Here is a 14,129-nt window from a genome sequence, read left to right as displayed (position 1 = left end):
ATTATTCATTTACAAAAGCTTCTATTTAAATCCATAAACCCTTTTTATAATGAAGTTACAACAACCAGCATAATGGAGGATGAAAAATGAGCGCTATTCTTCAAAAGATTCACACATATGAATGTCAACTGTTTTATCGCGTTAATTCATTGTTCCAGAAGCGTTACTTGAATTTTTTCTTTCGTAATATTACACATCTTGGAGGAGCTACTTTTACAATTGCATCAGCATTAATTTTATTAATTTATTCCAAAGGTGAATTACATGAAGCGTCAATCTTATGTTGTTGTACCCTTGCTCTTAGCCATATTCCTGTTCATTTTCTTAAACGTTTTTATCCACGTAAAAGACCTTATCTTAAACTAGAAGGTACTTTTGTTCTAAAGGACCCTTTAAAAGATCATTCCTTCCCTTCTGGTCATACAACAGCAATTATTTCTGTTGCACTTCCTATTATGATTTATTTACCATTTTCAGCATTTATTTTACTTCCTTTAGTTTTGTGTGTTTCTTTCTCTCGAATTTATCTTGGCTTACATTATCCAACAGATGTATTTTTCGGAATTTTACTTGGCATATTTACTACATTTATTTCACAATTTTTTATCTATCATTTGTAAGGGGGAGAAGTTATGAGAGTAGCTATTTTTACAGACACCTTTATTCCTCAAGTGAATGGTGTTGCCAAAACTTTAAATAGATTCACAAATTACTTAAAAGACCATGGCCATTCATACCATATGTTTGCTCCTGAGGACTACGGTTTATCTTCAACGGAAGATGTGACAAGATTAAAATCTGTTCCATTTAAAATTTATCCTGAATGTAAAATTTCATTTCCAAACCTTTCTAAAATGAAAAAGACACTCAAAGAATTTAATCCGGATATTATTCATATCGCAACGCCATTTACTATTGGATTAAGTGGTCTCCATATCGCTAAAAAAATGAAAATTCCTTTGGTTGCTTCATACCACACAAATTTTGATCATTATCTTCAGTACTATAACTTAACATTTTTAGAAAATATTTTATGGAAGTATTTAGATTGGTTTCATAAACCTACTCAAAAAATATTTGTTCCTTCAAAGGATACATTCAATCATTTAGTGACAAAAGGTTTTAACAATCTCTCTATTTGGACCCATGGTGTTGACTGTTCAATCTTTCGTCCAACTTTAAATCATAGTGAAATAAAACAAAAATATAATATTACTTCTAAATATACGGTTTGTTTTGTCGGAAGAATTGCACCTGAAAAAGATTTAGAAACTTTATCGAAAATAATAAACTATACTAAACAACGTTTTAACAAAAATTTAACTTGGTTAATCGTTGGAGATGGTCCAAAAAAAGAAGAAATGATCAAGAAAACGGGTACTGATCAAATCATATATACAGGCTATCTTCAAAAAAAGGACTTAGTTGAGATATACGGTGTGTCTGATTTAATGGTGTTTCCTTCTGATACTGAAACATTTGGAAATGTAGTACTTGAAGCAATGGCATGTGGAACACCAGTGATTGGTGCAAATGCAGGTGGAGTTAAAAATATAATTAGAGATTATTCAACTGGTGTCCTTTGTGAGCCCCAAAATACATCTTCTTTTTGCCAAGCAATTGAGGATTGCTTACATGGAAACGAGATGTTGAAGCATATGTCAAAAAAAGCAAGAGATTATGCATTAACGCAAGATTGGAATAGTATCTTTAATAAATTAGTACTGGAATTCGAACTAATCTTTAAACCACAATCACCAATCCTCATATCTAAGAAAGCTTGAGATTTTTCTGGATTTCATTTTCTGAATATTTTAAATAAAACAACAAAAAACTTATCGGTCAGCAACTCCTCAAACCTCAACTTATGTGAATAATGAATAATTTAAAAACAAACAATATATATTGAGTAGTTACACTAGCGACTATTGTACAGTCGCTTTTACTTTTGGTACGTACTTTTTCACTTTGTAAAATTAGGAGGACAATAGATGAATATTTCATCGTCAAATAATTTTCAACTTTATGGTTTTAATAACTTAACGAAATCACTAAGTTTTAATATGTATGATATTTGCTTTACAAAAACGAAAGCAGAACGTGAAGCATATATTCAGTACATCGATGAACAATATAACGCTGACCGTTTAACAAAAATTTTGACTGAAGTTACGCATATAATTGGAGCTCACATTTTAAATGTTGCAAAGCAAGATTATGATCCTCAAGGTGCAAGTGTTACGATTCTCGTTTCTGAAGGTCCTGTCGATAACCCATCATCTGAAACTTTTTCCGAATCGCCTGGTCCATTACCGGAGCTAGTAGTAGCAGCTTTAGATAAAAGTCATATTACTGTTCATACCTACCCAGAATATCATCCGGATGATGGAATTAGTACGTTCAGAGCAGATATTGATGTATCTACTTGTGGAGAAATTTCTCCCTTAAAAGCCTTAAACTATTTGATTCACCAATTTGATGCCGATATTATGACAATTGATTATCGTGTTCGAGGATTTACTCGTGATGTTAGTGGTTATAAATTATTTATTGATCATGATATAAACTCAATCCAAAATTACATTCCTCAAAAAATAAAGGATATGTATCAAATGATTGATGTGAATGTGTTCCAAGAAAATATTTTTCATACGAAATGTAAGTTGAAACAATTTAACTTAGATAATTATCTTTTTGGCTACACAAAAGAAAAATTAGATGCGGATGAAATTTCAGCAATAGAAGAAAAAGTGAAGTATGAGATGGATGAAATCTTTTACGGTAAAAATTTGTGGAATGGTCCTGATGTGGAGGATATTGATGGATGATGGATCACAGTAAAACACCGCTTTTAACTGAATTAGTCCGATATGCTAAGGAAGATATTACAAGCTTCGATGTTCCCGGGCATAAAAGAGGTAATTCACTCGAGGAATTAAGAGAGCTTTGGAGTGATATGGCTCTTAAAATGGATGTCAATTCTTCAAAGCGTGTTGATAACTTATCGCATCCAACAGGTGTAATCCAAGAAGCCGAAACTTTATTAGCAGATGCCTTTCATTCAGATAACGCTTATATGTTAGTAAATGGTTCGACTTCTGGAGTTCAATATATGATTATGAGTGCACTTGAGCATGGAGATAAAATTCTCCTGCCAAGGAATGTACATAAATCAGCGATAAATGCATTAATCTTAGCGGGTGCTAAGCCAGTATTTATTGAACCCGAAATCGATTATGAGTATGGAATTGTAAATGGCGTTTCAGTAAAATCTGTCCTTCATGCACTGGATTTAAATTCGGATGTTAAAGCCATCCTTATTATAAATCCAACCTATTTTGGAGCAACTTCAGATTTAAAACAAATTATCGACATTGGTCATTCCAGGGGGATTCCTGTTTTAGTAGACCAAGCACATGGTGCTCACTTTTCTTTTCACCCTGATTTACCAAGTAACGCTGCCCTTCTTGGCGCTGACCTTGTTACCCTTAGTTTGCATAAAACTGGTGGTGCTTTAACACAAGCATCAGTTCTACTACATAATGATGGGATCATTACTAAAAATAGGGTTCGATCTACAATTAATTTATTTCAAACAACATCTGCTTCCTATTTACTTATGTGTTCAATCGACGTTGCAAGAAAGAAATTAGTTTTAGAAGGTCAAGAGCGTTTTGAAAAATTACTCAATTTAACAAGAAAAGCTAAAGAAGAGATTAACTCCATAAAAGGATTAAAATGTATTACGCGAGATTCATATCGAAATGGCGTTGGAGTTTTCGATTACGATGAGTTAAAACTAGTTGTTAAAGTTTCTGATTTAGGAATGTCTGGTTTTAAAGTATATGACATGCTTGCGGAAGAATATAAAATTCAAATCGAACTTGCTGAACCTAATGTCATTTTAGCAATTATCTCACTAGGTGATAATGAAGACACCATTCAAACATTGATTGATGCATTAAGAGATATTAGTGATCGATATTACGGAAAACTTCCAAAACTTGAGACAGATATAAGTGTTGCATTAAAAAATCCTAAAATGGTCATGACTCCTAGAGAAGCGTACTATCATCCAAAACGTATTATTTCAATTCATGATGCTAGTGGATTAATTAGTGGTGAATCAATCATGATTTACCCTCCTGGTATCCCTCTTTGTATACCTGGTGAATTAATTTCAACCGAATTGATTCAGCATTATCTTTATTTAAAATCAGAAGGAACGATCACAATCAACGATGATGATGACCCTTATATAATAAAGGTCGTCGATCGAAGTTTGGAGGAAAATTTAATGGATTTATGGTATACAGAGAATCACCAAGAAGATACGAAGTTCTCCATAAAAGTTCAAGAACATATTCATTCTGAAAAAAGCGAATTTCAACAAATCGATTTCTTTAGAAGTGAAACATTTGGAACATTCTTCACCCTAGATGGATATATGATGGTGACTGAAAAAGATGAATTTATCTACCATGATATGATTACGCATGTATCAATGGCCGTTAATCCAAACATAAAAAAAGTACTTATTATCGGTGGAGGCGACGGTGGTACTGCTCGTGAAGTACTACGTTACCCAGGTGTGGAAGTTGTTGATATGGTAGAAATTGATGAGCGGGTTGTTAGACTATGCCAACAATACTTGCCTTTAACGGCTTCAAAATTAGATCAAGATAGTCGATTAACCTTATATTTCGAAGATGGTCTAAAATTCGTACAAGAAGCTGATGAAGGTTATTACGATCTGATTTTGGTAGATTCAACGGATCCAATTGGACCTGGTGAAGGGCTTTTTACTGTTGCTTTCTATAACAATTGCAAACGAGTATTAAGCGAAGAAGGTATATTAATTAACCAGCATGAAAGTCCATATTATGCTAGTTACGCCCACGAAATGAAACGGGCTCATTCCAAAATTAAAGAAACATTTCCGATTTCAAAAGTCTATCAATTCCATATGCCAACATATCCATCTGGACATTGGTTATTCGGATTTGCTTCAAAAAAATACGATCCAATTAAAGACATTAAAGCAGATGAATGGAATAAGTTAGGGATCGAAACAAAATATTATAATACAGACCTTCATGTTGGGTGCTTTATGCTTCCTACTTATGTAAAAAAACAATTAGATAATGAAGAGTAAGTCTGAAAATCAAATTTAATATACTTTATATACAAACAAACTAAAACCAGCAAACTGCTGGTTTTTTAATTACAATTAAAAAAGCTGCCCCAAAAGTTCTTTTACTTTAGGGACAGCTCCATTTAATTACAGTACTTCATTATCCTTCGTTCCATTTAAAGTAAAACTTGCTGTAATGTTAGCGTTTAAAGAATGAGCTACTGAACAATATTTATCTTTTGATAATTTGATCGCTTTTCGAACTTTTTCTGTATCTAGCTCTCCACCTAATATATAATGCAAGTGAATATCAGTAAATCGCTTAGGGTGCTCCTCAGCTCGTTCACCATTTACTTCAATTTCGAATGAAGTTAGTTTTAATCTCATTTTTTCAAGGATTAATACGATATCAATCGCTGTACATCCTGCTACTGCATTAATTAAAAGTTCAACTGGTGTAGGTGCACTATTGTCTCCACCTAAAGACTCGGCAGTATCCATTTTTATCTCATGGCCTGATGGTGCAATTCCTGAAAAGGCTAACTTACCATCCCATTTAATACTTGTTTTCATTCCCTATTCCCCCTCCAATAGATAAATTCTTTCATCTATTATTTTTTCATTTCTACTACTAAATAATGTGAAAAATCTTTTGATTTTATTTTAATATCTTCTTCAATTATTTTTGCAGCATCACTAGCTTCCAATAGTTCTCCATTCACAATGGCATTTCCTTCTAATAAGACTAAATACGCTTGTCGATCCTGTTTCATTTCAAAAGTAATTTCTTCATTTTCATTTAATGTAAGCGAGTAAATATTAGCATCTTGGTGAATTTTAATTGGGGCATTCCCTTCAATAGGAGATACCATATGATACCATTTTCCTTCTCTCTCTTCCCAATCTGATATTAAGTCACCGTAATTTGGAGTATGGCCTGCTTTGTCAGGAATAATCCATAATTGAATTAATCTTAATAAATCCCTGCCCATATTATGTTCACTGTGATACACACCAGTACCTGCACTCATGTACTGTATATCACCACGTCCTATTTCATGTTTATTCCCCATACTATCAGCGTGTGTTAAATTTCCATTAATGACATATGTTATGATTTCCATATCACTATGTGGATGAGTACCAAATCCTCTATGTGCTTTAATTAAATCATCATTTAATACTCTTAATACACCAAAGTTCATATTACTTGGATCATAATAATTTGCAAATGAAAAATGATGAATTGTTTTTAACCAACCGTGATCAGCGTGACCTAATTGTTTATTATTGATTTTTTCGAACATAGTTTATCGCTCCTTTAATTTTTATCTTTAATTCGAGATATTTATTTTAGAATAACCCATCTAGATATCTTATTAATCCATCTGTTTAATACGGTACTTTCTATTTCATTTTACCGAGCTCTTAACTATATTGTATCAAAAAATATCCTTAATTCAAGATATTTTTTGTAGAAAGTTTATCTAAACTTTCTATCCAACAACTAAATATAAAAATCCATATGTGGTTTAGTTTGCTTATAATATTCAATTCGATCTCGCAGGGTACCAGTATGAAATTCGAATTTATGTCCATCTGGATCAGTAAAATAAATTGAATTTTTATCTCGTTTATCTCTTTCACGACCATTTAATATATTCACATTAAGTTGAACTAATTTATCATACATTTTTTCAAAGTGGTCTTCATCGATCGTAAAAGCCATATGGGTATATGAGTGATGAATTTCATTTCTAGGAATAGCTTTCTCTTCATTTAATGCAAGCCATATTCCATTCAAGTCAAAATAGGCTGTTGTTCTGCCTTTTACTAAGAGAGTTGCATCAAATACGTTTCTATAGAAGTTGATTGCTAGATCAAGATTAGATACTGAAAACAACAAATGATTGATTCCTTTAATCTCCATTTTTACTCCCTCGTTTCATAGCTAATTATTAATATTTTTATTTTTCAAACTTCTATTTACATAATTTTACCATAATATATAATTTCCTTATTGTACTATGCTTTGTTGATCTTTAATCTTAAAACTTTGAGGTGATTAATAATGATGTCTAGACCAAATTTAAACGAATATAACCCACACTTTAAAGGTTATATTGGATTAGTTCCTGAAGGGGACTTACAAACTATTTTGAGGAAGCAGTTAGATGAATCAATCAGTTTTTTTAAAGGAATCTCTAAAGAAAAATCCGAATATCGATATGCGGAAGGGAAATGGAGTATTAAGGAAGTTCTTGGACATTTAGTCGATACTGAGAGGATAATGTGCTATCGTCTATTGGCAATTGCAAGAGGAGACCATAACCCATTGCCAGCGTTTGATGAGAATGCCTATAATGATAATGCAAATTTTAACCGGCTTAAGCTAGAGCAAATTATTTATGAATTTCAAACTGTTCGTCAAGCGACTTTATCTATGCTTGAAAATTTATCTAATGAAACCTTAGAAAATGAAGGTAATGTTCTAAATCACCCAACGACACCTCGTGCTATTGCTTATATTATTGCAGGACATGAGTTACATCACTTAAAAATCATCAATGAACGATATTTTTAAATTAAAAAGAGCAGGAAAATCCTTTTCCTGCTCTTCTTTGTAAACTTACTTTTAAGCAAATCTACCCTGTAATCGATTTACTTCTGCGATTACTTTTTCTTCATCAATTGTTAAACAAATACGGTCTTTTACGATTGCTTTCCCATCAATGAAAACATCACATACATCGCTACCACGTGCAGCGTAAAGTAAGTGTGAATATGCATTACTTAATGGTTGTAAATGCTCTTTATCAAATGGATAAATTGTAATAAAGTCTGCCCTCTTATTGGCTTCAAGTGAGCCAGTATGCCCCATTCCTATAGCTTCTGCACCACCTCGAGTAGCCATTGTTAATGCAGTTTGTGCTGAGAATTTCGTAGCATCCTTATACATTCCTTTTTGTAGAAGAGCAGCTATCCTCACTTCTTCAAACATGTCAAGATTGTTATTAGATGCTGTACTATCCGTTGCTATACCTACTTTTATTCCGGCGTCTAATAAACTAACCACATCAGCAACCCCAGAACCTAACTTCAAATTACTAATTGGATTATGGGCAACTCGTACATCATATTCCTTTAGGATCGCTCTTTCTTCATCATTTAGAACTACACCGTGAGCCATTACTGTCGGCTGATTAAATACACCTAATTTGCGAAGATGTTCTACAGGTCGGTTCGAATAACGAGTTTCAATATCTTGAATTTCAAAATCTGTTTCAGATACATGAATGTGCATCATTAGATCATTTTCTTTTGCAATACGTGCACTTTCGATTAGAGCTTCTGGTGTACAAGCGTATGGACTATGAGGTGCAACCATCGTTGTTAGACGGCCTTCAGCAAACCTTTTGTAGTCTTTTGAAAATTGCTCAGCACCTTTAAGATTCAATCTTTGCTCTTCTTCTGTTCCAAAGCTAAATATTGAATATGAAAATGCTCCTCTAATTCCAGTTTCACCAATTGTCTCCATAACAATATTTGGATCGATTCCATTAGGGTTAAACATATCTGAGAATGTAGTAGTTCCCGACTTAACCATTTCTAAAATACCAAGCTGTGCACTTACCGAAGCAATTTCCGTTGTATATTGTCTTTCGATTGGCCATATTTTAGTTTCTAACCAAGGCTTTAGTAGCATATCATCTCCAATCCCACGTAAAAGCGTCATAAGAATATGAGAATGTGTATTTACAAGTCCTGGCATTACCCATTTCCCTTGAAGATTAACTACTTGATCCGCATCCTTCATTAATTCTTCAGAATGATTCCCGACATAAGTAATGAATTGATTTTGTACAATCATCATCCCATTATCAAAAATTTGATTCTCCTGATCCATTGTAAAAATTGTTGCATTTATATAGACTGTTTTCATTATTATTTCCTCCCTAATCCTTTTTAAATTATTTGAAAATAAAAAAAATCCTGATTACGAAGAAGGATGTAAATAAAATTACATTCTTTTTCGTAATCAGGATTTTACGGTTCCTGGTAGAGACCCTCATACCATATCAACGAGGTTATACAAGTTTTGTATGTTGTTATATTAAAATATAATATATGATTAGTAAGTTTTGTTCAAGTATTTCCATAATTTAGCAAACGCGAGAAGTCATCATCCAGATTCCTCCACTTTTATATACTCTCTACTCTAATTTGCCAAGTATTTTTATGATCTTGTGCATTGAATAATCTAAATCAAGCAAGTCCTCCTCGTGAAGTTGACCAATCCGCTCGCAAAAAATATGATAAAAATCTTCCCATCGTTTTGTGACAACGTTTTTTCCTTTTTCAGTAAGTATAATTTTTACACTTCGTTTATCATTCAGATCCTGAATTTTAGATACATATTCTTTTTCTTCTAATTTCATAATTAATGGAGTCATTTGCTGTTTTGAAATACTTATATTTTGAGCTAGCTCTGTAATTGAGATTCCATCTACTGTTTGAAACAATTCTTCTAGTATATGACTTTGTAAATGCGTTAACTCGGACTGCTTATTCTTTAAAGAATTTTTAGAGCTCGGCTTGTTAAACTTATTAAAAACTAGAGGAAGTAGTTGGATAAACTTCTCTGCAATTTGATTTGGATTTGAATTCATTTTATTAAAAACCTTTCTAGAAAAAATTTCAAAATTGACATATAGTAAATAAAAGTTTATTATTTATTCGATAATATCATATTTATATAAATAAAACCAATTTAACAAGTAAATATTTATTTACTAGTAAACTGAAGGAGTGATACAGATGAATTCAACTGGATTAACTTTTGGTATCTATCCACTTAGCGTAGCTGGTACACCTATAGGATTAGCTACAGGTCCCGAAGATAATTATGAAAAAATATCCTCTGCTCTTAAAGAGCTAAAGGGTAATTCTAATCAGCTTTTACCAAGAATGTATGCTGTCTATATGGGACCAGGAACAGAAGAAAAAGTATTTAATGCTCTAAATCGATATAAAAACGCAGGTTTATTAGGTGATTTAACAATTGGCTGCCTTATGGATCCAAGCCTGTCACTGGATTATTGGTTGAATTTTGTTCGTAAAGTAATTAAAGAATTTGGCATCTTCCTTGATTCAATTCAAATCACGAATGAGCCTAATTTATCGTTTATGGATGGATCTAAACCATATGTATTAGAAGCGCTTGTACAAGGTGTTCTAACTGCAAAAAAAGAAATTGAAAAAAGAAATTTACCTATTAAAATTGGATTTGGCTCTGTACCTGAGGGAGAAGAGACAATTCCACATTTTTGGGAAAATCTAATAAAAATTGGTGGGGACGAATTAATTCATTCAATTGATTATGTAGGTCATAATTTTTATGTGGATGTATTTGAGGAACCATTAAAAATTGAGGAAGTTGCTGTTTCAGTAGAAAACATTCTACGAAAATTTAGAGAAACATTGAATAGTAATGGTTTCCCTTCCACTCTTCCAATTCACATTACAGAGAATGGATGGCCAACCGGGAAAAATCCGTTTATCCAAATTGAAAGGTCATATGAACAACAATCAATCGTACTCGAGAAAATTATTCGAACAGTCTATTCATTGCGTCAGGAACTAAATATTTCTCATTATGAATTTTTTGGTTTAAGGGATGCTGATAGTTCCAAAGACGACCTATTTCATCAATTTGGAATTATGAAGGATGATTATACTATTAAGCCTGCTTATCTAACCTTTCAAAAATTAATAAATGAATTAAGCGTGTAAATCATTACTTCTATAAATTTGAATGAAGTTAGTCAATTCGTTAAGACTAAAACAACGATGAGTTTCATCGACTTTCTACTATTTATATTGGAGGTAATATAATTGAGCAAAAAAGATAAACCACTCATAAATGAAGAGCAAATGAAAATACAAGCAGACCTTAATAATCTCGATCCAGGGCATTCTGTGGATGAGCACCGTAAAATTGAAACGACTAATATAATATTAGCTGGAGAAGAAATTAGACAGCAAAATGAAAACTTATAAAAGAAATCCCTCAAAAGGTCATTTTGAGGGATTTCTTTGTGTAGATAAAGTTAAAAAGTTGTACTTGTCTTTCGAAGCGTAAGTGTTACCTAAAATTGTAGTGAACATGGTACAAGCAGGCGATTTTAACGAAGAAAGCTAGAGTTTGTCAACAGTCTCATATCCCTCGAATGTTAATAACGACATTCCCCTTCTTATGCCCTTTTTCAACATAACGATGGGCTTCCACAATTTGATCAAGTGGGTATTGTCGATCAATAACAGCTTTTAACTTATCCGCTTCAATCAGTGCTTTTATATAGTTTAAATCTTCATTGTTCATATTTGCTAAACCAAGTATTGCCTTTTTGTTATCAAATAAATTACTCCAAATCGCTTGAAAATAAACCGAAAGCTTCCATACTGCACTTAATAAATAGACGCCATCTTTGTTAAGCAATCTTTTACAATTTGAAAAGGAGCTCTTCCCTACCGTATCAAAGATAATGTCGTAAGTTTTCTTACTCTTAGCAAAATCTTCATTTGTATAATCTATAACTTCATTTGCTCCTAAAGATCTCACCAATTCTAAATTTGATGTACTACATAAAGCAGTAACTTCTGTACCAAAATATTTAGCTAGCTGAATTGCATAGGTTCCAACACTTCCTGAAGCACCATAAATAAGTACTTTTTGTCCATTTTGAATAATACTTTTCCTTAGAAAATGTAATGCTGTAATCGCCCCAACAGGTACTGCTGCAGCTTGCTCAAATGTCATATTTATTGGTTTTTTAGCTAGAACACCTTCTTCATGTAAAGAGATATATTCAGCATTAGCCCCAAAAGTAAATCCACTATACCCAAAAACTTGATCACCTGTTTTAAAATTTCTTACGTTTTTGCCAACTGTTACTATTTCTCCCGCAAGCTCACAACCTGTTATTTTATTTTTCGGCTTGGTAAGGCCAAACATTAGGCGGGAAGGCAGCCAGTACATATATGGAAAATCGGAGCTTCGAAGTTTTACATCACCTACTGTTACAGTTGATGCATGTATTTTAATTAATACTTCTTCATTTTTTAATTTTGGTTTTTCAACTTCTGTTATTTGAAGAACTTCTGGTGGACCATATTTTGTACATATAATCGCTTTCATAGGTTCCTCCATTACAAACTTTAATTCAGTCATTTAAACCTATGAAAAATGATTTTTAAGTATACCTATATGTAATGTAATTCGTAATTCTAATTAAACAAAAAAGACTGAATATAGCATATGCCATATTCAGCCTTAATCATTTTATTATAGACCTGCTTCAGTTTTTAAAACTTCTGCTTTGTCAGTACGCTCCCAAGGAAGATCGATATCTGTACGGCCAAAGTGACCATAAGCAGCAGTTTGTTTGTAAATTGGACGACGTAGGTCAAGCATTTTAATAATTCCAGCTGGACGTAGGTCGAAGTTGTTGCGAATTACTTCAACTAATTTTTCTTCTGAAACTTTACCTGTACCAAAAGTATCAATAGCGATTGAAACTGGTTTAGCTACACCAATTGCATATGCTAATTGAACTTCAGCTTTATCAGCTAAGCCAGCAGCTACGATGTTTTTCGCAACGTAACGTGCAGCGTAAGCAGCAGAACGGTCAACTTTAGTTGCATCTTTACCAGAGAATGCGCCACCACCGTGACGAGCATATCCACCGTAAGTATCAACAATAATTTTACGACCTGTTAAACCTGCATCACCTTGAGGTCCACCGATTACGAAACGACCTGTTGGGTTGATAAAGAATTTTGTGTTTTCATCAATTAACTCAGCTGGTACAACTGGTTTGATTACAAGTTCTTTAATATCATTTTCAATTTGAGCTTGAGTAGCTTCTGGACCATGTTGTGTTGATACAACGATTGCATCAATACGAACTGGTTTGTTGTTTTCATCATACTCAACTGTTACTTGAGTTTTACCGTCTGGACGTAAGTAAGAAACTGTTTCATTTTTTCTAACTTCAGTTAAACGGCGTGCAATTTTGTGAGATAATGAAATTGGAAGTGGCATTAATTCAGGTGTTTCATTAACAGCAAAACCGAACATTAAACCTTGGTCTCCTGCACCGATTGCTTCAATTTCTTCATCTGTCATGCTACCTTCACGAGCTTCTAATGCTTGGTCTACACCTAAAGCGATATCTGCTGATTGCTCATCAATAGAAGTTAAAACTGCACATGTATCTGCATCAAATCCGTATTTTGCACGGTCATAACCGATTTCACGGATTGTTTCGCGAACGATTTTTGGGATATCTACATAAGTAGAAGTTGTAATTTCACCTGCAACAAGTACTAAACCTGTTGTAACTGAAGTTTCCGCTGCTACACGAGCATTCGGATCATTTGCTAAAATTGCATCAAGAATTGAATCTGAGATTTGGTCACAGATTTTATCTGGATGTCCTTCTGTAACTGATTCTGAAGTAAATAAACGACGTTGTGACATTGAGTCCCCTCCTAAATTGAATTGACGGATCTCTTTTTTCTCAACATAAGAATAAAAAGTTTGTTCCTATTCCTATGTTTCCCATTTAAGATAAAGATAACTCAGTGTAAATTACGAAATTGCCACTGTATTTAAGTTTTGAGCAAAAAAAAAGCCTTCCTCTTATCAAATATTACCTGAGGAAAGGGTTCTTGGTATTTGCCTTTCGCTCTTATCGTCCAAGACATAAAAAATAGTCTTGCATCAGGTTCAGCACCTTTCACTAAAAGTGAGGTTGCTGGGCTTCGTAGGGCCTGTATCCCTCCACCTACTCGGGATAAGAGAGTATCCGTATGAAAAGTATCATATTAAAATTTCACTTTCTTGTCAACAATTTTCATCATAACTTAGACATAATTCTACAATAACTTTATCCCTACATTCATTTCTATTTAATGGGAAATTACTAATTAT

Annotated in this window: 14 protein-coding genes and 2 riboswitches; of the genes, 7 read left to right on the top strand and 7 right to left on the bottom strand. The window is 33.1% G+C overall.

Annotated features, from left to right (window positions below):
* The first annotated feature begins 86 nt into the window (after window positions 1-86).
* The 4 genes from AN960_RS15525 (at window position 87) to speE (ending at window position 5,155) form a co-directional block, all read left to right on the top strand.
* Window positions 87-620, top strand: coding sequence for a phosphatase PAP2 family protein (locus AN960_RS15525; protein WP_056473306.1), 534 nt, complete (start codon window positions 87-89; stop codon window positions 618-620).
* 12 nt (window positions 621-632) lie between these two features.
* Complete coding sequence (locus AN960_RS15520; protein WP_056473305.1) at window positions 633-1,784, top strand: glycosyltransferase family 4 protein; 1,152 nt, start codon at window positions 633-635, stop codon at window positions 1,782-1,784.
* A 207-nt stretch (window positions 1,785-1,991) separates the two neighbouring features.
* Window positions 1,992-2,828, top strand: coding sequence for an adenosylmethionine decarboxylase (speD, locus tag AN960_RS15515; RefSeq protein ID WP_056473304.1), 837 nt, complete (start codon window positions 1,992-1,994; stop codon window positions 2,826-2,828).
* Window positions 2,825-5,155, top strand: a complete 2,331-nt coding sequence (gene speE / locus AN960_RS24925) for a polyamine aminopropyltransferase (protein ID WP_216600081.1) — start codon at window positions 2,825-2,827, stop codon at window positions 5,153-5,155. Before speD ends, speE begins: the two co-directional genes overlap by 4 nt.
* A 126-nt stretch (window positions 5,156-5,281) precedes the next feature.
* Here speE and AN960_RS15500 read toward each other — a convergent pair whose 3' ends face one another.
* The 3 genes from AN960_RS15500 to fosM form a co-directional block, all read right to left on the bottom strand.
* Window positions 5,282-5,707 (bottom strand): OsmC family protein, encoded by a 426-nt coding sequence (locus AN960_RS15500; protein WP_056473303.1) that lies wholly within the window; start codon window positions 5,705-5,707, stop codon window positions 5,282-5,284.
* A gap of 38 nt (window positions 5,708-5,745) precedes the next feature.
* Complete coding sequence (locus tag AN960_RS15495) at window positions 5,746-6,441, bottom strand: pirin family protein (RefSeq protein ID WP_056473302.1); 696 nt, start codon at window positions 6,439-6,441, stop codon at window positions 5,746-5,748.
* Between the two features lie 200 nt (window positions 6,442-6,641).
* On the bottom strand, window positions 6,642-7,064 hold the full coding sequence (fosM, locus tag AN960_RS15490; protein WP_056473301.1) for a FosM family fosfomycin resistance protein: 423 nt from the start codon (window positions 7,062-7,064) through the stop codon (window positions 6,642-6,644).
* 144 nt (window positions 7,065-7,208) lie between these two features.
* Between fosM and AN960_RS15485 the strand changes: the two genes are divergently transcribed.
* Window positions 7,209-7,718, top strand: a complete 510-nt coding sequence (locus AN960_RS15485) for a DinB family protein (RefSeq protein WP_286131726.1) — start codon at window positions 7,209-7,211, stop codon at window positions 7,716-7,718.
* Window positions 7,719-7,769: 51 nt separating this feature from the next.
* On the opposite strand, the gene AN960_RS15480 is transcribed toward AN960_RS15485, so the two are convergent.
* Window positions 7,770-9,095, bottom strand: coding sequence for an amidohydrolase family protein (locus AN960_RS15480; RefSeq protein WP_172795425.1), 1,326 nt, complete (start codon window positions 9,093-9,095; stop codon window positions 7,770-7,772).
* Between the two features lie 55 nt (window positions 9,096-9,150).
* A riboswitch (purine riboswitch) is annotated at window positions 9,151-9,250 on the bottom strand.
* A 98-nt stretch (window positions 9,251-9,348) separates the two neighbouring features.
* Window positions 9,349-9,804, bottom strand: coding sequence for a MarR family winged helix-turn-helix transcriptional regulator (locus AN960_RS15475; protein ID WP_056473298.1), 456 nt, complete (start codon window positions 9,802-9,804; stop codon window positions 9,349-9,351).
* 148 nt (window positions 9,805-9,952) lie between these two features.
* On the opposite strand from AN960_RS15475, the gene AN960_RS15470 reads away from it, so the two are divergent.
* Together AN960_RS15470 and AN960_RS24530 are read left to right on the top strand one after the other, a co-directional pair.
* Complete coding sequence (locus tag AN960_RS15470; RefSeq protein WP_056473297.1) at window positions 9,953-10,927, top strand: hypothetical protein; 975 nt, start codon at window positions 9,953-9,955, stop codon at window positions 10,925-10,927.
* Window positions 10,928-11,029: 102 nt separating this feature from the next.
* Window positions 11,030-11,194: a hypothetical protein gene (locus AN960_RS24530; RefSeq protein ID WP_156339698.1), complete on the top strand. Its 165-nt coding sequence runs from the start codon at window positions 11,030-11,032 to the stop codon at window positions 11,192-11,194.
* A 157-nt stretch (window positions 11,195-11,351) separates the two neighbouring features.
* On the opposite strand, the gene AN960_RS15465 is transcribed toward AN960_RS24530, so the two are convergent.
* The gene (locus AN960_RS15465; RefSeq protein ID WP_056473296.1) at window positions 11,352-12,332 is read right to left on the bottom strand and encodes an NAD(P)-dependent alcohol dehydrogenase; all 981 of its coding nucleotides are present in this window, start codon (window positions 12,330-12,332) and stop codon (window positions 11,352-11,354) included.
* A gap of 147 nt (window positions 12,333-12,479) precedes the next feature.
* Window positions 12,480-13,676, bottom strand: coding sequence for a methionine adenosyltransferase (gene metK, locus AN960_RS15460; RefSeq protein ID WP_056473295.1), 1,197 nt, complete (start codon window positions 13,674-13,676; stop codon window positions 12,480-12,482).
* Between the two features lie 208 nt (window positions 13,677-13,884).
* Window positions 13,885-13,999, bottom strand: a riboswitch (SAM riboswitch).
* Between the last annotated feature and the right edge of the window lie 130 nt (window positions 14,000-14,129).

Origin of the sequence: Bacillus sp. FJAT-25509, from assembly GCF_001420605.1 — a bacterium.
Classification (GTDB): Bacteria; Bacillota; Bacilli; order Bacillales; family Bacillaceae_G; genus Gottfriedia.
This window is presented reverse-complemented; position numbering and strand designations above follow the sequence as displayed.